The organism is Kribbella sp. NPDC051620, assembly GCF_044453825.1.
Lineage (GTDB): Bacteria > Actinomycetota > Actinomycetes > Propionibacteriales > Kribbellaceae > Kribbella.
Genome location: NZ_JBITDB010000001.1, coordinates 57,963 through 79,908, shown reverse-complemented (window position 1 = coordinate 79,908; position 21,946 = coordinate 57,963). Strand labels below are relative to the sequence as shown.

The 21,946-nt window shown below is 65.8% G+C and carries 24 protein-coding genes and 1 pseudogene; 13 read left to right on the top strand and 12 right to left on the bottom strand.

Going from position 1 to position 21,946, the window contains the following annotated elements; translation table 11 throughout:
* Positions 1–19: 19 nt before the first annotated feature.
* On the top strand, positions 20–1,051 hold the full coding sequence (locus ACIA12_RS00325; RefSeq protein ID WP_396364580.1) for an alpha/beta hydrolase family protein: 1,032 nt from the start codon (positions 20–22) through the stop codon (positions 1,049–1,051).
* A 4-nt stretch (positions 1,052–1,055) separates the two neighbouring features.
* The gene (locus ACIA12_RS00320) at positions 1,056–1,778 is read left to right on the top strand and encodes a DUF429 domain-containing protein (protein WP_396364579.1); all 723 of its coding nucleotides are present in this window, start codon (positions 1,056–1,058) and stop codon (positions 1,776–1,778) included.
* Between the two features lie 71 nt (positions 1,779–1,849).
* Here the strand turns inward: ACIA12_RS00320 and ACIA12_RS00315 are convergent, their stop codons facing one another.
* The gene (locus ACIA12_RS00315) at positions 1,850–2,545 is read right to left on the bottom strand and encodes a hypothetical protein (protein WP_396364578.1); all 696 of its coding nucleotides are present in this window, start codon (positions 2,543–2,545) and stop codon (positions 1,850–1,852) included.
* On the bottom strand, positions 2,542–2,895 hold the full coding sequence (locus ACIA12_RS00310) for a hypothetical protein (RefSeq protein WP_396364577.1): 354 nt from the start codon (positions 2,893–2,895) through the stop codon (positions 2,542–2,544). Before ACIA12_RS00310 ends, ACIA12_RS00315 begins: the two co-directional genes overlap by 4 nt.
* A 169-nt stretch (positions 2,896–3,064) precedes the next feature.
* Here ACIA12_RS00310 and ACIA12_RS00305 point away from each other — a divergent pair, with 169 nt between their 5' ends.
* Positions 3,065–5,074 (top strand): sensor histidine kinase, encoded by a 2,010-nt coding sequence (locus ACIA12_RS00305; RefSeq protein WP_396364576.1) that lies wholly within the window; start codon positions 3,065–3,067, stop codon positions 5,072–5,074.
* Positions 5,071–5,718, top strand: coding sequence for a response regulator (locus ACIA12_RS00300; RefSeq protein ID WP_396364575.1), 648 nt, complete (start codon positions 5,071–5,073; stop codon positions 5,716–5,718). The genes ACIA12_RS00305 and ACIA12_RS00300 overlap by 4 nt, the downstream gene beginning before the upstream one ends.
* Here ACIA12_RS00300 and ACIA12_RS00295 read toward each other — a convergent pair whose 3' ends face one another.
* Positions 5,719–6,684: a helix-turn-helix transcriptional regulator gene (locus tag ACIA12_RS00295; RefSeq protein ID WP_396364574.1), complete on the bottom strand. Its 966-nt coding sequence runs from the start codon at positions 6,682–6,684 to the stop codon at positions 5,719–5,721.
* A gap of 61 nt (positions 6,685–6,745) precedes the next feature.
* Here ACIA12_RS00295 and ACIA12_RS00290 point away from each other — a divergent pair, with 61 nt between their 5' ends.
* The 4 genes from ACIA12_RS00290 to ACIA12_RS00275 all read left to right on the top strand — a co-directional run bounded on the left by ACIA12_RS00290 (position 6,746) and on the right by ACIA12_RS00275 (position 9,528).
* On the top strand, positions 6,746–7,897 hold the full coding sequence (locus ACIA12_RS00290; protein ID WP_396364573.1) for an epoxide hydrolase family protein: 1,152 nt from the start codon (positions 6,746–6,748) through the stop codon (positions 7,895–7,897).
* A 133-nt stretch (positions 7,898–8,030) separates the two neighbouring features.
* Positions 8,031–8,441, top strand: a complete 411-nt coding sequence (locus tag ACIA12_RS00285; protein ID WP_396364572.1) for a hypothetical protein — start codon at positions 8,031–8,033, stop codon at positions 8,439–8,441.
* A 107-nt stretch (positions 8,442–8,548) separates the two neighbouring features.
* Positions 8,549–8,902 (top strand): hypothetical protein, encoded by a 354-nt coding sequence (locus ACIA12_RS00280; RefSeq protein WP_396364571.1) that lies wholly within the window; start codon positions 8,549–8,551, stop codon positions 8,900–8,902.
* Positions 8,899–9,528: a hypothetical protein gene (locus ACIA12_RS00275; protein ID WP_396364570.1), complete on the top strand. Its 630-nt coding sequence runs from the start codon at positions 8,899–8,901 to the stop codon at positions 9,526–9,528. The genes ACIA12_RS00280 and ACIA12_RS00275 overlap by 4 nt, the downstream gene beginning before the upstream one ends.
* A 28-nt stretch (positions 9,529–9,556) precedes the next feature.
* Here ACIA12_RS00275 and ACIA12_RS00270 read toward each other — a convergent pair whose 3' ends face one another.
* Together ACIA12_RS00270 and ACIA12_RS00265 are read right to left on the bottom strand one after the other, a co-directional pair.
* Positions 9,557–10,534, bottom strand: a complete 978-nt coding sequence (locus ACIA12_RS00270; RefSeq protein WP_396364568.1) for a hypothetical protein — start codon at positions 10,532–10,534, stop codon at positions 9,557–9,559.
* A 679-nt stretch (positions 10,535–11,213) separates the two neighbouring features.
* A complete protein-coding gene (locus tag ACIA12_RS00265) occupies positions 11,214–11,963 on the bottom strand; it encodes a DinB family protein (protein WP_396364567.1) in 750 nt (249 codons plus the stop codon).
* Positions 11,964–12,105: 142 nt separating this feature from the next.
* Here ACIA12_RS00265 and ACIA12_RS00260 point away from each other — a divergent pair, with 142 nt between their 5' ends.
* Positions 12,106–13,080, top strand: coding sequence for an aldo/keto reductase (locus ACIA12_RS00260; protein WP_396364566.1), 975 nt, complete (start codon positions 12,106–12,108; stop codon positions 13,078–13,080).
* A 99-nt stretch (positions 13,081–13,179) separates the two neighbouring features.
* Here the strand turns inward: ACIA12_RS00260 and ACIA12_RS00255 are convergent, their stop codons facing one another.
* Positions 13,180–14,310: a hypothetical protein gene (locus ACIA12_RS00255; RefSeq protein ID WP_396364565.1), complete on the bottom strand. Its 1,131-nt coding sequence runs from the start codon at positions 14,308–14,310 to the stop codon at positions 13,180–13,182.
* Between the two features lie 15 nt (positions 14,311–14,325).
* Positions 14,326–15,213, bottom strand: a complete 888-nt coding sequence (locus tag ACIA12_RS00250) for a LysR family transcriptional regulator (RefSeq protein WP_396364564.1) — start codon at positions 15,211–15,213, stop codon at positions 14,326–14,328.
* Positions 15,214–15,345: 132 nt separating this feature from the next.
* Between ACIA12_RS00250 and ACIA12_RS00245 the strand changes: the two genes are divergently transcribed.
* The 4 genes from ACIA12_RS00245 (at position 15,346) to ACIA12_RS00230 (ending at position 18,219) form a co-directional block, all read left to right on the top strand.
* Positions 15,346–16,272: an SEC-C metal-binding domain-containing protein gene (locus tag ACIA12_RS00245; protein ID WP_396364563.1), complete on the top strand. Its 927-nt coding sequence runs from the start codon at positions 15,346–15,348 to the stop codon at positions 16,270–16,272.
* A gap of 114 nt (positions 16,273–16,386) precedes the next feature.
* Positions 16,387–16,794 carry a hypothetical protein gene (locus ACIA12_RS00240; protein WP_396364562.1) on the top strand — a complete coding sequence of 136 codons (408 nt, stop codon included), beginning with the start codon at positions 16,387–16,389 and terminating at the stop codon, positions 16,792–16,794.
* A gap of 15 nt (positions 16,795–16,809) precedes the next feature.
* On the top strand, positions 16,810–17,205 hold the full coding sequence (locus ACIA12_RS00235) for a VOC family protein (protein WP_396364561.1): 396 nt from the start codon (positions 16,810–16,812) through the stop codon (positions 17,203–17,205).
* 114 nt (positions 17,206–17,319) lie between these two features.
* The gene (locus ACIA12_RS00230; protein ID WP_396364560.1) at positions 17,320–18,219 is read left to right on the top strand and encodes a L,D-transpeptidase family protein; all 900 of its coding nucleotides are present in this window, start codon (positions 17,320–17,322) and stop codon (positions 18,217–18,219) included.
* On the opposite strand, the gene ACIA12_RS00225 is transcribed toward ACIA12_RS00230, so the two are convergent.
* The 5 genes and pseudogenes from ACIA12_RS00225 to ACIA12_RS00205 all read right to left on the bottom strand — a co-directional run bounded on the left by ACIA12_RS00225 (position 18,204) and on the right by ACIA12_RS00205 (position 21,894).
* Positions 18,204–18,383, bottom strand: coding sequence for a hypothetical protein (locus ACIA12_RS00225; RefSeq protein ID WP_396364559.1), 180 nt, complete (start codon positions 18,381–18,383; stop codon positions 18,204–18,206). The two genes, ACIA12_RS00230 and ACIA12_RS00225, sit on opposite strands and share 16 nt — an antisense overlap.
* A gap of 70 nt (positions 18,384–18,453) precedes the next feature.
* Positions 18,454–19,803: pseudogene (locus tag ACIA12_RS00220) on the bottom strand (SulP family inorganic anion transporter); the annotation flags it as partial.
* A gap of 83 nt (positions 19,804–19,886) precedes the next feature.
* The gene (locus ACIA12_RS00215; protein WP_396364557.1) at positions 19,887–20,234 is read right to left on the bottom strand and encodes an ArsR/SmtB family transcription factor; all 348 of its coding nucleotides are present in this window, start codon (positions 20,232–20,234) and stop codon (positions 19,887–19,889) included.
* Positions 20,231–20,437 carry a hypothetical protein gene (locus tag ACIA12_RS00210; RefSeq protein ID WP_396364556.1) on the bottom strand — a complete coding sequence of 69 codons (207 nt, stop codon included), beginning with the start codon at positions 20,435–20,437 and terminating at the stop codon, positions 20,231–20,233. Before ACIA12_RS00210 ends, ACIA12_RS00215 begins: the two co-directional genes overlap by 4 nt.
* Before the next feature lie 74 nt (positions 20,438–20,511).
* A complete protein-coding gene (locus tag ACIA12_RS00205; RefSeq protein ID WP_396364555.1) occupies positions 20,512–21,894 on the bottom strand; it encodes an amidase in 1,383 nt (460 codons plus the stop codon).
* Between the last annotated feature and the right edge of the window lie 52 nt (positions 21,895–21,946).

The following is a 21,946-nucleotide window of genomic DNA, read 5'->3' as shown; positions in this document are numbered from 1 at the left end:
GGTTCTGCACTATTGGGACATGAAGCTGCCGTGGCTGGGATTCGTCGGACTGGTCCTCGCCACGACGGTTGCCTGCTCGTCGACACCGACAGCCGGCCCGACTCCCACCCCACCGCCGGTCACCACCCCAACACCAGCCACTCCAGCCCCAGGCACCCCGACGGCGAGCACCACGCCCACCAGCACTCCTCCGGACCCCGTCTCCCTCCAAGCCCTGATGGCGAAGAAGTACGACGGCCGCGACCTCCGCCTCGGCCGGGTCATCGCCCGTACCGACGCCTACACCCGGTACTTTGTCACGTACGCCAGCGGCAAGCTCAGGATCTCCGGCATCCTCAACGTGCCGACCACCCCCGGCCGCCACCCCGCACTGGTCCTCAACCACGGCTACATCGACCCCGCCGTCTACACCAACGGCCGCGGGCTGATGCGCGAGCAGGACTACCTGGCCCGCCGCGGGTACGTCGTACTGCACACCGACTACCGCAATCACGCGCAGTCGTCCAAGGACCCGCAGTCTGAGGTCAACCTGCGCATCGGCTACACCGAGGACGTCATCAACGCGGTACTCGCCCTGAAAGCTTCCCCATACGTCGACCCGCAGAGGGTCGGGTTGTTCGGCCGGTCGATGGGCGGCGGCATCACGTACAACGTGCTGGTCGCGCAACCCGGCCTGGTAAAGGCAGCCGTCGTCTACGCCGCGGTCAGCTCGAACGCCGTCGAGAACTTCGACCGCTGGACCCGCCCGGAGGCCGCGACCGCCGCCGAGATCATCCGCGCCCACGGCGATCCCGCGAAGAACCCGGCCTTCTGGCGCAACCTGTCGGCCGTCAACTTCTTCGACCGCGTCACCGAGCCGATCCTGCTCCAGCAAGGCCTCGCCGACTCCACCTGCCCACCCGTATGGGCCCAGCAAACCCTTACTGCCTTGAAGAAGGCCGGCAAGCAAGCCATCCTCTACACCTACCCTGGCGAGGAACACGCCTTCGCCGCCGCCTGGCCGACCTCAATGGCCCGCACCGTCGCCTTCCTCAAGCAACAAGGGGTATAGCCCCGTGACCCGAGTACTAGGCATCGACGCCTGCAAAGCAGGCTGGGTCGGCGTCCTACGTACCAACGACAAGATCACCGCCCTGGTAGCCGCCACCCTCGCCCAACTAATCCACCAAGCCGAGCACTCCCACCCCGCAGCAACCGACGCCGGTGCTCGGCCGCTGGAGCCGATTGCTGTGATCGCGATCGACATGCCGATCGGGCTGCCGGATACCGCGCCGCGCCAGGCGGATGTACTCGCCCGCGCCGCGATCGGCCGCCTCTCCTCCTCCGTCTTCACCACTCCGGTGCGAGCCGCGCTCCAAGCCCCCACCCACAGCGAAGCCGTCCTCATCAACCGCGAGCTGACCGGCCAAGGGCTGTCGATCCAGGCGTACGGCCTGCGCGCCAAGCTGTTCGAGGTCGACGAATGGCTCACCCACGCCACCACCCGAGTCGTCGAGGTCCACCCCGAGGTTAGCTTCGCTTACCTCGCCGGCGCCCCGCTGACCGTCCGCAAGTCCACCTGGTCCGGCGCCGAACGCCGCCGCGCCCTCCTCGCCGACGCCGGCATCCCGCTGTCCGGCGATCTCGGCCTCGCCGGCCACGCAGTCGGCGTAGACGACGTACTCGACGCAGGCGCCGCCGCCTGGTCCGCCCTCCGAGTAGCCGAGGGCCAGGCCATCTCCCTCCCCAACCCCCCAGAAACCTTCACCGACGGCCGACCCGCAGCCATCTGGGTCTAGAAATCACGAACGATCGCCGGCCTCGCGATCGGCGTCCCGCGGCTTGAACCGCCGCGGGACTCATCTGTCCTTCAGGGCAAGGCGGGGAGGTCCCATTCGTCGTTGCGCAGTTGAAGGATCGCCCACCCCACCGCGGCGAACCCGACTGCCTGCAACCCCCACCCGACCAGGTCGAGCGGGTGACTCGGAATGATGACCGCGGCAACAATGTGGATCGGCTGCGACACGATCACCGCGACCGCCGCCCACCGCGCCACCACCTGCGACCGCCACAGCGCGACACCGAGCAGGATGGTGCCGAGCACGTGCCCCATGACGAAGAACACCCCTGCGATCGAGCCCGTCGGATGTACCGCCTCGGCGATCCGCGTGACGGTGCCCGCATCCAGCCCCGCGTGGGCTCCCGACCAGAAGAGCTGGTCCTCGCTCGCGAGCCAGCCGAGCGCCAGGTAGCCCGGGATGAGCAGCGCGAGCGCCACCAGAGTCAGCTTGGGCGCACGCCGCCGCGTCAACTTGCCCGCGGCGTACGCGGCCGGCACCAACGTCAGTACGGCGAGGAACCCGACCCACAGCACCGCCGACCCACGTCCGGGCTCCGCGATGACCTTCGCTGCCATCCCGTTGGTGTCGTCGGTCGTGTAGTAGGGCAGGACGAACCGCAGTACTGCGACCGCGGCCGGCCCGAGCGGCAGTACGATCGCCGCCGCCCACCGGCTGATACCGCGGGTGTCCGCCACCGTCGTAGTACGGGCTGCCGTGGTAGTCATCGCACGCCCGCCAGCTCCTTGGAGGGCACCAGCAGGAGCGCGATGCCGGCCACTGTCAGTACAACGATGATCCCTGCAGCAGCCACCGCGGCCGCGGGAACATCACCGGCGAAGAACGCCGGTACTGCGCTCAGCGCCGACAGCACCCGCAAAACGATCAGCGGCACCACTGCCCGCCGCGCCCCACGCCAGGCGAACACCACCAGTACCAGGCTCACCAGCCCCAACGCCGCCCCGATCAACGCGACCGACATCGGCGGGTGCTCCCCATCCGTCAGCAACGGCCCCGCCAGGTCCCCTACCGACAACAGCCCGAGCAGTACCAGCCCAGTCCGAAACATCCGTGACATCTCCAACCTCCCCTGTACGCCGACCCCGGTGGGCCGCTCCCCTCCACAGTCGAGCCAGGCATGCTCCCGGCGCCTGGGCCTGCCGTCACCACCCCTCAGGAGATCGCCTGCCACTCCCGGGACCCCATTCCCGAGACACCGGGACACCACAACCCGCACACTGATCCCCATGACGGGAGTTGTTGCCTCTACAGCGCGGGAGACCGGCGTACCCGAGCACCGACGGGCGCTGGCGGCCGTACTGGGTGGCTTCGGCGTCACCGAAGTACTGGCTGGGGTGGTGCTGGCGGTAGTGGTCCGCTGGTCGTTCGATACCGCGCTGGACAGCTTCCTGGTCACCAACGGGCTGATGGGGCTGACCTTCGCGACCTGTGGCGCCGTGATCGCCTGGCATCGGCCGGGCAACCCGATCGGCTGGCTCTTCATCGCCGACGGCATCGGTCACGCGACCACCGCCCTCGGCGCACCCCTGTCGCAACTGCTGCACGACAACGCCGCGCCCATCGAAGTACAACGTGTACTCGCGACCATCATCTCCTGGTCCTGGCCGTGGTCGATCGCCCTCTTCCTGCCCCTGGCGCTGCTCCTGTTCCCCACCGGCCGCCTACTCTCGCCCCGCTGGCGACCAGTTGCCATCGGCATCATCATCACCGCCCCCTTCTTCGCCATCGAGATGGGCACCGGCACCGGTGCCCTCTTCGACGGCGGCCCGAGCAGCTACTTCCAGCTCCCCTCGTACGACGCCCTGCAACCGCTCTGGACAGCAACCGAGATCCGGGGCCTCATCGCCTACGCCCTGGCGATCGCCAGCCTCGTCATCCGCTACCGCCGCGCCGACGAGACCGGCCGCCGCCAACTCCTCTGGTTGCTCCTGGCAACAGTGGTGATGATCCTCGTGATGGCCCCCTGGGCGCTCATCACCGGTACGCCGGTCTTCGTCCTGCTCGCCATCCCCCTCATCCCGATCGCCGTCGCCGTCGGCGTCGTGCGCCACCAACTGCTAGACATCCGCCTGGTCGTCTCCCGCGCCCTCACCTGGGCCCTGCTCTCGATGCTCGCCGTCGGCGCCTACGCGGCCCTGGTCGCGATCACGGACTCCTTCATCTCCACTCGCTTCGGCCGCTCCGCGATCGTCACCGTCCTCATCGCCCTGCTGATCGCCCCCGTACTCCCCCGCCTGCAACGCCTGGTCGACCGCGCCATGTACGGCGACCGCCGCGACCCGGCCCGCGTCGCATCACTCGTCGGCGAGGAACTCTCCTCAGGCGTGGCCGGCGGCATGCCCGGCGTCGTAGAGGCCGTCCGCTCCGCCTTGCGACTCCCCTACGTCGCGGTCGCCGTCGACGGCTCGCTCCTCGCCTCCGCCGGAGTCGCGGGAACCGTAGTACCGGTGGAGCTTTCCTACGGCGGTACGACGGTCGGCTCACTCCTGGTCGGCCTCCGATCAGGCGAGTCCGGGCTGTCGCAAACTGACCGCAACGTACTCAACCTGGTTGCAGTACCGCTCGCAGTAGCTGTGCACGCGACCCGCCTGTCCGCAGAGCTGCAGACCTCCCGGGAACGACTCGTCGCCGCCCGCGAGGAGGAACGCCGGCGACTCAGACGAGACCTGCACGACGGACTCGGCCCCACCCTGACCGGCGTCGCGTTCACCGCGGACGCGGCTGCCAACCTCGTCTCCGTCGACGCGGAGCGAGCATCGGAGCTGTTGAGTACGTTGCGAACCGACACGCGAGCCGCGATCGCCGACGTACGCCGCCTGGTCGACGACCTTCGCCCACCCGCATTGGACGAACTCGGATTGGTAGGAGCCTTGCAACAACGAGCAGACGCCCTGTCCTGGCGCGCAGACGGCGCCTCGGTCTCAGTACAGGTATCGGCCGACGGCCTCCCCCCACTGCCCGCGGCGCTCGAGGTGGCGGCGTACCGCATCGCCACCGAGGCCCTGACCAACGTGGTGCGCCACTCGCGCGCCACTACAGCAGTACTGACCCTGCGCTGCGGCTCATCCCTGGAAGTCCTGGTCACGGACGACGGCCCACCCAATGGGGCCTGGCGCCCGGGCGTAGGCCTCCAAGCCATGCAGGAACGAGCAGCCGAACTAGGCGGCGCCTTCGAAGCCGGCCCGTCCCCCACCGGCGGCCGAGTCCACGCCACCTTCCCCATGGAAACGCCATGACCGACGTCCGCGTAGTACTCGCAGATGACCACCCAGTAGTGCGCGCCGGCCTGGCAGCACTCCTGTCCTCCCTGCCCGGCATCGAGGTGGTGGGCGTCGCCGCCACCGGCCGCGAAGCCATCCGCGAGGTAGTGACGACCCACCCGGACGTAGCCGTCCTAGACCTGCAGATGCCCGACCTGGACGGCTTCGCCGCAACCCGCGAGCTAGCCCGCACCGCCCCCGACGTCGCCGTCCTGGTCCTCACCATGTTCGAAGACGACGACTCCGTCTTCGCCGCCATGCGCGCCGGCGCTCGCGGCTACCTGGTCAAAGGCGCCGAACAAGACGAGATCGCCCGAGCCATCCGCGCAGTAGCAGCAGGCGAAGCCATCTTCGGCCCCGGCGTAGCCCGCCGGGTCCTCTCCTTCTTCTCCGCCCCACCAGCCCCCGCCGCGGACCCCTTCCCCGACCTGACCACCCGCGAACGCGAAATCCTCGACCTCCTAGCGGCCGGCCTCTCCAACAGCGCCATCGGCACCCGCCTCGGCCTGGCCTCCAAAACAGTCGCCAACAACGTCTCCACCATCTTCACCAAACTCTCAGTAGCCGACCGAGCCACCGCCATAATCCAAGCCCGCAACGCCGGCCTCGGCGACCTCTAGCTATTCGATGGCGCGGAGATAGCGCTCTCCAATGAGCTTGAGATGATCGACCAGTCCTTGTGGAGCAGTGACCTGGAAGTCGATCCCCAGCATTCCGATGTACACGGCAACGACTTCCAGGCTCTCCGCGCCGGTGATGAGGACGCAGGTGTTGTCGTCCACCGGCTCCACGATTCCTACTGCGGCGTGGACGCGGGACAGCACCTCGTCGGCGGAGGCGAAGACCGTGATCCGGGCGTGCACCTTCCAGCCGGTGGACGCGACGTCACGTAGTACGAAATCCATATAGTCGTCCTCCGGCATCGGCCGGGGCTTGTACTTGCGCCCCGTCGCCATCCGCAGGTCCATCCAGTCGACGCGATAGGTGTGCCACTCGCCGGGCTCGTCGCGCGCGACCAGGTACCAGTACCGCTGCCAGCTCACCAACCGATACGGCTCCACCAGGATCGGCAACGAGGGAGCGCTCTCCGGTACCACGTAGTCGAACCGCAGGTAGTGCTCATCGCGAATCGCCGCCGCGATCGTCGTCACCACCACCGGGTCGACCTCCGGATCCGGCACGTTGGACCCGGTGTTGTCCGGCCCCTTCGACAGCGTCGTATGGATCGCGTTCACCTGCCGCCGCAGCCGATGCGGCAACACCTGCTCGAGCTTGGCCAGCGCCCTTGAGCTGCTCTCCTCCATCCCCGCCACCCCTGCGCCGGTACGCAACCCGACGGCGACAGCGACCGCTTCCTCGTCGTCCAGCAACAACGGCGGCAACTTCGCGCCGACGCCGAGCTGGTAGTACCCAGCCGCACCCCGCGTCGCATCCACCGGGTACCCGAGCTCGCGCAACCGATCGATGTCGTTCCGGATGGTTCGCGTGCTCACGCCCAACCGCTCCGCGAGCTCCGACCCAGGCCAGGCCGGCCGCGACTGCATCAGAGCCAGCAACGACAGCAATCTCGAAGAGGTTTCCCGCATGCCTCAAAATCATAGTTCAATTGGGAATCTACCGTTCCTATATGGCTTCTACGGTAAAGCCATGAACAACAACGGCAGCACCTCCGCAGACATCCGCTCCTTCCGCGTCGAGATCGCCCAGGCTGACCTGGACGACCTGAACACCCGCCTCGCCAACACCCGCCTCCCCGAGCCCGCCCCCGGCGACGACTGGGAACTCGGTACTCCGAACAGCTACCTGCGCGAAATGGTCGACCACTGGCAGGCCGGCTTCGACTGGCGCGAGCAGGAGGCCCGGATGAACGAGTACCCGCACTACCTGACCGACATCGACGGCCAGACGGTCCACTTCATCCACGTCCCCTCCGCCGAGGCCGACGCCGCCCCGCTGCTGCTGATCCACTCGTACCCGGGTTCCTTCATCGACTTCCTCGACATGATCGGCCCGCTCACTGACCCCGTCGCCCACGGCGGCAACGCGTCAGACGCTTTCTCGGTCGTCATCCCGTCCATCCCGGGCTTCGGATTCAGTACTCCGCTGGTCGATCGCGGCTGGACGATGGCCCGCGTGGCCCGCACCTTCGACACGCTGATGCGTCGGCTGGGCTACTCGTCGTACGGATCCCACGGCAGCGACGCCGGCGCCATGGTCTCCCGCGAACTCGGCCTCCTGAACCCCTCCGGATTCCTAGGTCTGCACGTCCTCCAACTCTTCTCCTTCCCGTCCGGCGATCCCGCCGAGTTCGAGAAGTTCACCCCCGAGGACTACGCCGCCCTCGAACACCTCCAGTGGTTCCAGTCCGTCGGCGGCTACAACGCCATCAACGCCACCCGCCCGCAAACCGTTGCCGTCGGCATCTCCGACTCCCCCGTCGGCCAACTCGCCTGGAACGAACTCTTCAACAGCTTCGGCAACGGCACCAGCCTCGTCACCAAGAACCAGATCCTGGCGGAGGTCTCCCTCTACTGGTTCACCAACACCAGCGCCACCGCCGGCCGCTACCACTACGAAGAAGCCCACGCCGGTACCGAACCAACCATCAACAATGCCCCCACCGGCGTAGCCGTCTTCGCCGACGACTTCAAAACAATCCGCCCGCTGGCCGACCGCGACAACTCCAACATCACCCACTGGTCCACCTTCAAAGAAGGCGGCCACTACGCCTCCCTGGAACGCCCCACCGACGTAGTAACCGACCTCCGAACCTTCTTCACCACCCTCCGCAACGCCTGATCAAACCGGCCGGCCCCCGCACACCGCAGTGGGCCGGCCAGTTGCATGTATTGACACCGCAAAGCAGCCCCAGACCCTGCCCGTCTTGGCTAACGTCTGTTGCCCAACGCATCTACGCCCCACCGGAGGCCCCATGAGCAACGGTTCGGTGATCGCCGCAGTCCTCGGCTACAACAACGTCGAGGAAATCAAGGCAGACCAGGACAACGCAGCGTTCCGCCTCGCCTACCTCCTGGACTACCCAGCCCGTACCTCCGCGTCCCTCCTGGTCTTCGCCAAGATCCTGTACCTCGTCAGCGAGGAAGCCGACGTCCCATCCGTCCGCGACATCCCCGCCCTGGTCGAAGAAACCAGCCGAATAGCCGGCCGCGCCGCCCCCCTCGACGAACCCCTCCGCCTAGCAGCAGCCCGCGGCTTCGGCGTCGACGACAACCCCGACTCGGTAGCAGCCATCTACGGAGTCTGCGACCGAGCAGTCCGCTTCCTCTTCAAAGCCATCACCATCGCCCGAGGCGAAACCGACCAACCCCCGAGCGACGTCTGACCACTGCATCTCACCTTGACCCACGCCCCACCCGCCCTGTGGATAACCTCCAGTCACCAACCTTCACCCGGCATATTCTGGTGAAGAGTCCAACCGAGAGGACCTCCATGGACAAGGAAACCCCATACCTCCTCCCCGACGGCCAAACCGCCTGGGTAATCGCCACCGAGGAAGCCTCGAAGCACCTCCCCGACATACTCAACCTCTACCGCCAAGGCCAAACCGAACCACTGATCTTCGGCGACGCAGGCCAACCGGAGGCCGTAGTCATCCCGTGGGAGGTCTGGCGCGCCTTGGTCGCCCAGTCCACCGACGAGGAGGGCTTCGACGCCAGCTACTCGGTCCTGCGCCATCGCCTCGCGAATCAGACCGGGCCATCGATCCCTTACGAGGACGTAGCCGCCGAACTCGGCATCGATCTCGATGAAGACATCGACGATTCCGACCTGAAGCCACGATGACGAAGTACCGACTCCTCGTCCGACCGGAGCTAAGACACCAACTCGCCGAACTGCAACGAGCAGCCGCATCCCAGCCGACTGGCGGTCTACGCGACCGCGAGTTCCGCGCGCTCAGACTCGGCCTTCGCGCCCTGGCCAACGGAGACGAGGAAAGCTTCAACGGGAAGCGCCTGCGCAACGCCGACCACGACCTCAGCGACTGCGCAGAAATCAAGCTCTCCGTGATCCCCGAATCCCGCGGCAACCAGGAGCTCGGCCCCTCCCATCGCCTCCTGTACCGCGAATTCGAACCCGAAGACGGCGGCCCGCCCTACCGCGAAGTGATCTCCTTCGAACCCCGCAAGGACGACCGCCCCTTCAAAGTCGCCGCAGCCCGCCTAGCCCGCCCCCTCGGCTTCAAACTGGAATCCATCCAAGGCGTCCCCGCCACACACCCACGCCACACCCCCACCGCCCCCGGCAACGCGGCCCCAATTCGCCAGCCCCTCCCCCCAGACCTACGCAAAGCCCTAGCCGCAGCCTCCAACCCAGCCCCCGCCCGAGGCGCCATCAGCACTGAAGTCCCAACACAGCCTCAATCAACCATCCACCGCCGCAGCGATGATCCGCCCGCCAGAGAGCGCTAGCCAACGAACTTACCGAAAGGTTGCCCACCTATGACATCGCAGCGACGTCAAGGAATGTAGCGTTAACCTCACAAACGCAGCGAATACCATGCATTTTCAACAATGAAACCAGATCCCTTGAAGGCTCGCTTGGCAACAGAACAGCTAAGCCCTTCACATCCGGAACATGCCGAGAGTAGTCCAACAACTGACCGACGGCCATTCGGATCGATTCGCGAGTCGAGCTAGCTTTCGCTTCGTACAGAATATTTTCGGTGAGATCTACAAGATCCGCTCGCAGGGAGCGCAACTCCTCCGGCGGCTTGATTAAATAGCTACCGACTTCATGTCCCTGCCCGATCAAATAACGCTTGAATCGATGAACAAGCTCCGCTTCGAGCCTCTTCGCGACCCCCGCCGCCTTCGCAGCGACGGCGAACTCGGTCGAGTTGATGGCCTCGATAGCGACACTCTCTACGACGAGATCGGGAACCCCGACAGGGAGATGTTCAGTCTCGACATACGGCGTCTGTCTAACGTCCGGGTACTTGCTGGAGTCGCTCGGGCGACGAAAGACTTCGCCAACCTGGCGCAACCTGAAGACGATGACGGAGCGCATCACGCCATCGATATCCGGCGCCTCAGCACGTACGTATGGCAGCTTCTCATCAAGAGAAAACTCGCCGACATACCTCTGGACCTTCTCGGATTTGCCGGCAACCGTACCGTCGGCGACGAATACGCGCAGCTGGCGACCACGCTTCACATGATCGCGAATAGCCAAATTTCCTTCACGGAATTGTTGATCGCGGCGTGCACCTTCGCCGGTGTAGAGGAATAGATCCGCCTCATCAACCCAGCCATCATAGTTGTATCCGAAGCGTTCACCTTTGGATGGATCCGAGTAGATGAAGACGTTCGGAGTCTTCGCCGAAGGTTCGATACCCCCGTATCGCCCGCCACCGTACAGGCGAACCCGATCGTCTCGTGAGAGCGTCTCCCCGATTGCCAGCGACCAATCCGCCAACGCGGCCTCCTCCGGGCTCGGTTAGCGCAAGGCCTGCGCCCGGCGCCGATCCAGGTGTGTGTTCGAGTCATCGGCGAGCATAGGGGAAGGCCGGGGAAGGCCCGAGCTGCCCCGGCTCACTTCCTGCTGGGGCTCGTCAGGGGACGCCCGCACGGATCCTTCTCGAAGCTTGGATGCAGGAGGTGCTCGGTCAGTGGAGGGAGGCTGGGAGGTACACAGGTCGGGTGGCGTCCCACCCAAGGAACTGGCTGACCGCATTGTTGTCCTTATGATCTGTGGCGGGTTGACGTCGATATCGCCAACACTGCATGGCTGCCGACGCAGATCAGTGCGCGTGCCGCTCGCGAAAAACTGGTACTTCCGTAGACGGCTGAGTGCGGCTACCCGCCGGCGCGTCGATAGAACGCGGGGCGAATCGGGTCACGCTGGGGCAGTTCAGCGGGCGCAGTGTGTTGCGGCTCGACGGAGGAGCACGCAACGACGGTACGGACGATCGCGTCCTGACGTCGTGGATCGTCCGCGCCGCTTCGGTCGAGGGGTTTGGTCACGATCGCCAGTCATCCTAGGGCGGGGACAAAGCAGCGCGCCGTGACCGCGACGCGGTGAGCGGCAAACCATACGGAGCGGTGTGTTCGCTGCGCGGCGAGGTTGGGCCCGCGGATTTGCTCCTGAGGCCGTATTAAGCCTCGAGAACGGCGAGGTCGCGTACTGCGTAGCGGTGGTGTTCGGCTTCTTCCTTCAGTACTACCGTCAGGCAGCGGCGGACGACGTACTCCTGGTCGGGGTACGGGTCGGCTGGCTTGCGGGTGCAGACGCGGTTGAGTTCGGCGTCGGTGAGGGCGTTGATGGTTTGGCGCATTTTGGTCATGCGGGCGTGGCGTGGCGTGAGTATCTCATCGAGGGTTGGGGTGGCTTCTAGGGTTAGGCCGAGTTTGGTTGATTCTTCGGGTGGCATTCCGCCGGCGGGGAAGCCCAGGGGGTGGTAGGGCGAGTCCTCCTCCAGGACGCAATTGCCTAGCCAGGCGTCGGAGGCGAACAGTAGGTGCCGGTGGGTCTCGACGAAGGACCACTCGCCGTCTACTTGCTCGTACAGTTTTTCTTCGGGTAGGAGTCTGGCGCGGTTCAGGGTCTCCTCCCACAGGGTCTCGATGGCGTCCCATGCAGTCCGGTAGTCGTCCGGGGTTTCGGCCTCGCGCGCTAGGGCGCGGGTCGGGTGGCGGCGGTCCAGTTCGGACTCTACGTAGGCGGTGACGTCGACGTCGTTGACGGTCAGGCGTTTGAAGTCGCCGCCGAGGGAGATGTCGTCGCCGTAGCAGTCGACGATCTTCAGGCCGGTGACCTCGCAGTCGCGGATCTCCAGGCCAGCGAGCTCGCTCAGATGGATGCGGGCGCCACGGAACTGGTCAGTTTGGACAAACTCAGCAGCCATCGCAGCAGTCTGTCGCACCCGTCCGGTACGCGCCAGGTTGACCGGCGGCGGTACGGCGTACTGGGACTCAGAAGACTGAGTGATCGAACTGAGTTGATTCTTCTGTTGGAAATCTGGGCGCGGGCGAGGGAGGTTGGGAGGTATGGAATTCACTCAGCTTGGGCGTACGGGGTTGTCGGTCAGTCGGATCGTGTTGGGGACGATGAATTTTGGGCCGCATACGAGCGTGGAGGACTCCCACGCGATCATGAGTGCGGCTCATGAGGCCGGGATCAACTTCTTCGACACTGCGAACGGGTATGGGCGGTCGATCTACCCGGGGCGTACGGAGGAGATCGTTGGTGAGTGGTTCGCGAAGGACCCCGCCAACAGGCACAAGACTGTGCTGGCCACGAAGGTCTATGGGGACATGGGCGATGGGTGGCCGAACGAGGGGAAGCTGTCGGCGCTGAACATCCGTCGGGCGTTGGATGCTTCGCTGAAGCGGTTGCAGACGGATTACATCGATCTGTACCAGTTCCACCACGTCGACCGGGCCACTCCGTGGGAGGAGATTTGGCAGGCGATGGAGGTTGCGTTGCAGCAGGGGAAGATCCTGTACGCCGGTAGCAGCAACTTCGCTGGGTGGCATATCGCCCAGGCACAAGCTGAGGCGGCCAAGCGGAACTACACCGGGCTGGTCAGCGAGCAGTCGATCTACAACCTGATCGTGCGGGATGTGGAGCGGGAGGTGCTGCCTGCGGCGCAGGAGTTCGGGCTCGGCGTGATCCCGTGGTCGCCGTTGCAGGGTGGGTTGCTGGGCGGCGTACTGAAGAAGGACGTCGACGGAGTGCGCCGACTCGAAGGCCGCGCCAAGGAGGCCGTCGAGAAGATGCGGCCGCAGATCGAGCAGTACGAGGCCTTCGCCGATGAGCTAGGGCACGCGCCGGGCGACATCGCACTCGCATGGTTGCTACACCAGCCGGCCGTGACCGGTCCGATCGTCGGACCTCGGACGATGGACCAACTCGAGTCTGCGATCCGCGCCGTCGACCTCAAACTCGACGACAAGGCCCTCACCAAGCTCGACGAGATCTTCCCTGGCTACAGGACCGCTCCGGAGGACTACGCCTGGTAGTAGTCCACGGGTCGAGTCCTGCGGCGTCACGCCGTTCGAACAGCGTGGCGCCGCACCCTTGGCCATCAGCGCTTCCGGGCATCGCCAACAGCCAGTCCCTCAGTCAACGAGCTTGAGGATAGCGTCGAAGATGGTCTTGATCGCGGCGGGATTCGAGGCGACGTCGGACAGGTACAAGCTGGGGTACTTCTTCCACCCACTCGCTCGGGAGTCCACGATCTTCTGTCTCAATACCGGGATCTGTTCCAGCATCGATGCCGCCTCCTCCATCCGCTCGAGACCGGCTCGGCCAACCAGGTCGGCGAAGTAGAAGACGATATGCGCCCGCGTCGTCGGACTGTCACTACTGGTGTTGAGAACCCACACGACAGTCGAGCGGCCGTCGATGTTGTACCAGCCGCCGACGCCGGGATTTGCTCCACTGCCCCAAGCAAGCTTGGTACCGCGCGTGTCGACGTGAGCAAACAGCTGTTCGATCAGCTGGACCTCCACGTCGCTGCAACGCTCATTTGCAATTTCGAGGAATGAATCGCGTGTCCACCGTCGACCGATGCTCTTCTTGTCGACCGCGACAACTGTTCGGCCGACCACTCGGGGAACGTAGGCAACGTGACTGCCGGCAACGAACTGCCGCAGCTCCACACCGAGTACCTCAGCCGGATTCATCTGCTCGTTGAGGAACTCGATGACCCGTACGAGTTCCGCCGGCAGCTTGTCAGCGACGATGATCATCCTGATCCGCCCAGCGATCAGGTTGGCTTCGACAGCCTTCCAGAAGTCATCCGGGTCGAGGTCGGACTGCAGTTCGGCGAGCAGATCCTCCACTGATTTCTCTTCACCCGCGGCACGCGCCTCGAGGGACTGGCGAAGGAGCGAGAGCGGCCAGTACTTCACTCCGTTGGCCGCGTAGTCGAGCATCTGCCCGATGACTTCACGGCGGATACGCGTGTCGGAGGATCTCTTGACCTCGACCAGAACTGGTACGCCTTGCTGATCTATGAACAGATGGTCAAGGCTGAACGTCCTTACTCCACCTTCAGCGCTCGGCACCCCCGCCTCGCGGCCAAGCAGCAGTAGGCGACCCTCGCCATCTCCCTCGGTTGTTGGTCCGGCAAGCACCTCGGGATACCTGGCCAGCGCTTCTTGCAGCAGGCTCTCCGAGTCATATTGCTGCTCCTCAAGGAGCACAAGGTCGTCTCCGACCCGAAAGAAGATCCCGTCACCTGACATCTCTCGTCTGCTCAGCTACTTGAGGGACTGAGTAGTCGGAAGCATGCCGATGAGGGCGTCGGCGGCGAGGCTGGCGGCGGAACCGGTGGGGATGGCTACTGAGACTTGCCAGGGGTCGGCTGAGTTGGGGGTTAGGGGGACGGTGATGTGGTCGCCTCGTTTGGCGGCTATGCGTTCTGGGACCAGGGCTACGCCTAGGTTGTGGCTGACCAGGGCCAGGAGGGTGTGGACGTCGTTTACCTCGATGGTTACCGGGTGGCTGACGTTTGCGTTGGAGAAGGCGTGGTCGGCGATTGCGCGGGCGCCCCAGCTGGGGTCGAAGTCTACGAAGGACTCGCCTGCTAGGTCTTGGAGGGAGACCTTGGGGGCGTTGGCCAGGCGGTGCTCGGCTGAGCAGACCATGACCATGTCTTCGGTGGAGAGGGGGCGTAGGTCCAGGCCGTCGATGGGGTGGCCGGCGGTGGCTACGAAGGCTATGTCCAGTCGGCCGGAGGCCAGTTCTTCGAGCATGGGGGTGGAGCCGCCTTGGCGGACTTCGATTTCGACTGCTGGGTAGGCGGAGCGGAATTTCGCCAGGAGGGCTGGGACGTCTACTACGCCTAGGCATTGTTCTAGGCCGACTGTTAGGTGGCCGCGGAGTAGGCCTTGTACTGCGGCTACCGCGTCCTTCGCCGCCTCGGCGGCTGCCAGCGTGCGGCGGCCTTCGCAGAGGAGGGCTCGGCCGGCCTCGGTGAGTTCGACGCTGCGGGTGTTGCGGACGAAGAGGGAGGCGTGGAGTTCGCGTTCGAGGGCGCGGATCGAGGCGGACAGACCGGACTGCGAGATCGACATCGCCTCCGCGGCACGCGTGAAGTGCTTCTGCTCAGCGACGGCGACAAAGTGCTCGAGATGCCTCAGCTCCATGACTCAGAAGTATAGGTGATCGGTCGCGACTGATTCTTCGGTCCCAGATGTCAGCGCTTAGCTGGGAGGCGGTCTTCCACAGGTTCGAAGAAGCCTCCGGAATCGAGGCGGAAAGTCCGTACCTTCCCTGGCATGACGAACCTGACAACAGACAAGAGACGAAGCGGCTGGCCCGACGGACACCTGGCAGAAATGTTGGATGCCGCGCAGACACATCTACTAGAAGACGAGTCGGCCGAGGCGGTTGCGATCTGGCGGCAACTGATCAGCGAAGGTGGGGAAGCAAGCGATTGGGGGCACCTCGAATACGCGGACTACCTCTTGAGGACCGAGCAAGAAGACGAGGCTCACGCCGAACTGGCCGCACTGATGACCGACCGGCAAACACCGGGACTTCCGTGGCTGTTGGCAGCAGAACTGCTGGAGGACCGCGGGCAGTTGGAAGAGGCACTGCGCTGGTACTCCGCAGCAGTTGCTGCTCTCCCGGCAGTTGACCGAACGCCCATTGGTGACTTGACCGTCAAAGAGCGTCTGGCGAAGGTTCTCGCTGATGACTGGGTGACAGACGTCCGGGCCGGCCGGCGCAGAACCAGATGGGAGATGGGCATACCGCTGAACGAGAGCGACCTGCTCGCGCGGATGGGCTATGCCGAGGCAGAAGAGAAAGTCCTCGGTCTGAGCCAGCTTTTGAGCTCGCCACACGTGATCGACGGCAAGTTCCAATTCAGGAGTCGAGCCGACTTCGACAGCCTCCGCGAGGTACAACCTTCCATATCCGGAGACGAGGTAGACCTGTACTACGGGCTTGCCGAGCGTGTGCTGCGAGAGCACGAAGGTGGCCGAGTCATCCTGCTACCGCGTCAAACCGACGTGTTGTCGCCCCTCGCCCAAGCAGCCTTCCGTGCCAGAAGCATGTTCGAGCTGGTGTCCGTCACTAGTCGGTGCGAGCTTGGCGACGCCATCGAGTGGCCACCAGGGCGGAATGAGCCCTGCTGGTGTGAGTCGGGAAGGAAGTACAAGAGATGTTGCGGCGGCCCGCTTCCGAGCTTCGAACTGTAAGAGCGCCTGCGCATCTACTGCCGACGATGTGAGCGAGCGTGGCCCAGGCGACGGACTCGCTGCCTGAAACGGCTGATGCCGGGTGGTGGGGATTGGTGTCGGTAGGGTGGGGGTATGGCTGATGAGTACCGCGTTGAGGTTGAGTTGGATGACGCTGAGCATGGGTTGTCGTTCTTGGAGCGGTTGCGGGCGGTGGACCTTGATCGGGCGGCGGAGAAGCGGCTGGGTGGGCAGGTGACGGTTACTCGGGATGGATCTCGGTTGCTGATCTATGCAGACACCGAGGCGGATGCTCTTGAGGCTGAGAAGACTGTGCGGGAGCTTGTGGCGGATGATCGGTTGAGTGCGGATTTCACGCTGACCCGGTGGAGTCACGCCAAGCAGGAGTGGGTGGATCCGAGTACGCCGGTTGATGAGGCGGACGCGCCTGAGCCGAGCTATGAGGGTGTGGAGACTCCTGATCCGCGGTACGTGGTGATGCAGGCGTACAAGCCGGAGTTCCTTCGGGATCTTGGGTTGTAGCCGGGCCGGCAAGCGATGAAGCCTGTGCTGCGGCTGGTTGATGCGGTGGTGGTCCGGGTGCCCGATCTGGACAGCGGGCTGGCGTTCTATCGAGATGAGCTCGGGCACGCGTTGCTGTGGCGCAACGACGACATCGGGCAGGCTGGGTTGGCCTTGCCCGAGAGCGAGACCGAGCTCGTCCTGGCGACGGGGTTGGACTATGCGCCGACCTGGCTGGTCGATGATGTCGGCGAGGCCGTGGCCGCGATTGTTGCGGGCGGTGGTGAGGTGCGGAGTGAGCCGTTCGACGTACCGGTCGGGCGGTGTGGGGTGGTTGCCGATGTGTTCGGCAACGAGCTTGTGCTGATCGACCTGTCGAAGGGTCGGTACGCGACCGACGGCAACGGTTCGGTGACAGGTGTTGGGGACTGAGGGTGCGGGACCTCTGCCGGTACTAGCCTCGGCGGACGGATGGGGCGTACGGCGGGTCTTCGGCTGATGGCGTTGCCCCTCTGCGACTCTGGGAAAGCCGACGGAAGGGGAATCGTGTCTCGACGGCGTGGTCTCGTTGCTGGTGTCGTCCTGCTCGCCGTCACGGTGACGGGATGCGCGGACGTGGCGGCTGATTCAGGATCGTCCGGTACGCCGAGCCCCACCGCGACGTCGCCGAGTCCGTCGAGCAGTACGAGCGCCTCGATCACGCCCAGCACGTCAACCACACCTGGTACCTCAGTCACACCCGGTACCTCAGCAACACCCGGTACTTCGAGTACGCCCGGCGCATCGAGCACTCCCGGTACTCCGAACACGCCAAGCACCCCACCATCCGTCCACCCCACGGCCAAGCCGACGGTGAAGCCCAAGCCGCGGCCCATTTCGGCGTACGCGAAGCAGGTGGAGGCCAAGCTCGACGCGCTCGGATACCCCGTCGGGGACGTCGACGGTGACATCACCAAGCGGGCCAAGCAGGCGTTGTGCGCCTGGCGCGAGACCAACGGGATGCCGGTCAGCCGGGGCGGACTGACCGGCGCGGATGTCCGATCGGTGCTGACAGCAACGAAACGGCCGGCCGCCACCAAGGAGCCCGGGATCTACGTCAACAAGACCTGCCTGGTGCTCTACCAGATCGTCGGCAAGGAGATCCGCCGGATCGTCTGGGTCTCCACCGGCGGGCCGGGGTACGAGACGCCGAACCGGACCGGCAAGGTCTGGCGCAAGTGGGCCGGGGCGCACGAGAGCAGCCTGTACGACGACGCGTTCATGTACGACTCCCTGTACTTCCTCAAGGACCGCCCGGGGATCGCGCTGCACGGGAGCCGGGTCAACTCGTTGATCAAGACGTATCCGGCGAGCCATCGCTGCGTACGGGTGATGCGGCCGCAGATCCATCACATCTTCGAGGAGACCCCGATCGGGACGAAGGTCCAGGTCTACGGCGAGTACTGACCGGAAACGACGATGCCAGCGCGATGCAGATGACCGCGAGCAGCAGCGATCGCGTCCGGAGTATGAGCGAAGACCCGGCCCGCGCTGCGCAGATGAGCGATGGCGTCCAGCGCATCCAGCGGCTGGTGGTGATCCGGCTGGATGCCGGAGATCAGCACCACCATCCCCCGGGTGCTCGAGTTTCTCGATCGCGTCCTTGAGCACCAGGGCGCCGGTGGCGTCGACCGCGCTGACCGCGGACATCCGCAGGATGACGACCGACACGTGCGCCACCTCGGACAGTTCGAGCAGGAACCGGTGCGCGGCGAACAACAACGGCCCGTCGATGCGGTAGGCCACGATGTGTTCGTCGAGCAGCGCTCGCTCCTGCACGGTGTGGTCCCCCGGCAGATCCGGGTGCAGCGGCATCTGCCGAAGAGTCGCGCTACGGGCGACCGCACGCAGCGCTAGAGCACCGGCCACGATCAGGCCCAGGATGACCGCCTTCACCAGGTCCAGGGCCAGCGTCGCCACAGCCGTCAGCGCCAGTACCAGAGCATCTGATCGGGTCGCTCGAGCCATTGCCCGGACCGACCCCACCTCGACCATCCGGACAGCTGTCGCCAGCAGCACTCCGGCCAGCGCGGCGACAGGAATCCGTCCGACCAGTGGAGCCGCGGTGTACACGATCGCGGCCAGCAGGGCTGCATGCACGAGCGCCGCCAACCGCGAACCGGCGCCGGACCGGACGTTGACCGCCGTCCGCGCGATCGCGCCGGTAGCGGGCACTCCCCCGAACATCGGCACCACCAAGTTGGCCAAGCCCTGACCGAACAGCTCACGGTCAGGATCGTGCTTGTGGTTGACGCCCATGCCATCGGCGACCGCGGCGGACAACAACGACTCCAGTGCGGCGAGCGCGGCCACGGCCAGCGCTGGACCGGCCAGCGTCCAGAGCACCGAGAAGTCCAGAAACCCCAGCGAGGGCGCGGACAGGCCTGACGGCAAAGCACCGATCCGTACTACGTTCAGCCCGGCCGCCTCAGCCAACACGGTCGCCAGGACCACCGCAACCAAGGAGAACGGCACCGCGGGACGCAACCGGCCGCCGACGAGGATGGCCGACGCGACGGCAACAGTCATCGCCGCAGCAGTCCAGTGCGGGTGCGTCGCGAAGGCGGCGAGCGACCGACCCGCGACGATCACGACCTGATCCCCGTCGGGCGTCGGTACTCCGAGCGCGGACGGCAGCTGCTGCAGTCCGATCACGCAGGCGATCCCGAGTGTGAAGCCCTCCACCACGGATGCGGGCACGAAAGCCATGTAGCGACCGGCTCTGGCGATCGCCAGGCCGATCAGGATCACCCCGGCGAGCATGCCGACCGCCAGTACGCCGGATGCGCCGTGCGTGTGCATGATCGGCACGAGGACGACCGTCATCGCACCGGTCGGCCCCGAAACCTGAAGTCCCGAGCCGCCGAAGGCCGCGGCGATCGCCCCCGCGATCACGGCCGTGGTCAGTCCCGCGGCGGCCCCGAGTCCGGAGGAGATCCCGAAGCCGAGCGCGAGTGGTAGCGCCACGATGGCGACGGTGACGCCGGCCATCAGGTCGCGGCGCGGCTGACGCAGGGTGGATCGCAGATCCGAGCGGGTCGGAAGCAGCGCGAGAATGCGCTCCCCACCAGCGCTCATCCGAGGCTGGATTCGGCTTCGCGCAACTCGGCGAGCAGCTCGTTCTGCCCGGCGATGAGGTCGGTGAGGATGCGGCGCGCGACGCGGAGCAGCTCGGCGACGTCGCTGCTGGCGATCTGGTACATGACGGTCGATCCCTCCCGGTGCGAGGTGACGATCCCGTACCTCCGCAGTACCGCGAGCTGCTGCGAGAGGCTGGACGGCTCGATCGCGATGTCGGCCAGCAGGTCGCGGACCGGGCGCGGCGAATCCTGCAGCAACTCGAGCACCCGGATCCGGACCGGATGCCCGAGCATCCGGAAGAACTCCGCCTTCGCCTGGTAGAGCGGAACGGCCCCGGTCACGCCTCGGCGCCCGACTCGGCGGCGGGCACAGTCACGCCGTGCTCGGCGGCCAGTCGGCGCAGACTCTTCAACTCCCCGCTGCGCACGTCCATCGCGTAGTGGTCCTGCTCGCGCTCCGCCTCGGCAAACGCCCGCTGAGCGGCCAGGACCCGCTCGCTCAGACCTGCGGCTAACTGGCTGACTTCCTCCATCGGGGTCTCCACGACTTCACTATGTAGTGAATTGAAGATGTTTGCAAGTCCTCAACACGCACAAGTCGGTCAGGCGAAGCGCAGGTCTAGATCGAGGGCCAGGGGCGGTGTGGCGTCTGAGCATCGACGTACGCGGCCAGGCGCAGCGCGGCGAGGTCGTTGAAGCGGGGCGCGGCGATTTGCAGGCCGATCGGGAGGCCGGTACTTGAGAAGCCGCAGTTGACGGTTGCGGCCGGGTGCGTGGACATGTTGTACGGGACGGTGAAGGCGATGTGTTCGAAGGGCTTCAGTGGATCGTCGGTCGGGTAGGCGAGTTCGGCTGGGAAGGCCGTGATCGGGGCGACCGGGGACAGGATGAAGTCGTAGTCAGCAAAGGCATTGTCGACCGCGACGGCCATGGCGTGCATCTGGGTGTAGCCGTGGAAGACGTCGAAGGCGGTCAGCTCGGAGGCGGTCGAGACCCAGCGACGGATCTCTGGGAGCACCTTGAGGCGGCGATCTTCGGGGAGGGCGTTGATGTCGTACGCCGAACGCACGCGCCAGAAGTGGTCGAGGCCGTCGAGCATCTCGCGCGTGATGATCGGCGGGATCGGTTCGACGATGGCGCCGGCCTTCTCCAATAGGGCTGCCGCAGCGGAGACGGCGGCGCTCACCTCGGGGTCTACTGGCAAGCCGAGGCCTGCGTCGAGTAGTAGTCCGATTCGGAGGCCCTGCGGGTCCACTGATGGGCTGTAGCTGTCGGGCACGCGTGGGAGGGATGTGTAGTCGCGGCGGTCGGGGCCGGAGATGACGGTGAGCGCTAGGGCGGCGTCGGCGGCAGTACGGGCTAGTGGGCCGATTGCTCTGCCTGGGTAGGGGTTGCCGACTGCTACTCGACCGTGGGTGGGCTTGAGGCCCACTACTCCACACCAGCCGGCAGGGAGGCGGATGGAGCCGCCGATGTCGGTACCTAGGTGGATCGGACCGTACCCGGCGGCCGCTGCTGCGCCTGCTCCAGCACTGGAGCCTCCCGGCGTACGGGCGGGGTCCCAGGGGTTGCGGGACAGGTGGTGGAAGGTGGAGACGCCGGAGGAGAGCATGCCGTACTCCGGCATGGTGGTCTTGCTGAAGATCACGGCGCCGGATGCTCGCAGGCGGGCTGCGGCTGGGGCGTCTTCCGTTGCTGGGGTGAGGTCTGCGGCGGCTGTTCCTTGCGGGACTGGGGTGCCGCGGGTGGCGATGTTTTCCTTGACGGTCACTGGTACGCCGTCGAGTGGGCCGGCTGGTTCGCCGGTACGCCACCTGTACTCCGAATCGCGGGCTGCCGCGCGGGCGGCGGTCGGGTCTGGGGCGTAGAGGGCACAGAGCTTCGGCTCGAGTGAGTCGACTCGGGCGAGCACATCCTCCAGCACCTCGACGGGTGAGAGCGAGCCGTCGCGGTAGCGGGCAATGAGCTCGACGGCGGTCAGATCGGCGAGGCGCTCAGTCATCGTGGTCAGAGCTCCAGACGAGTCGATGGCCAGACGGAAGGCCGGCGGATGG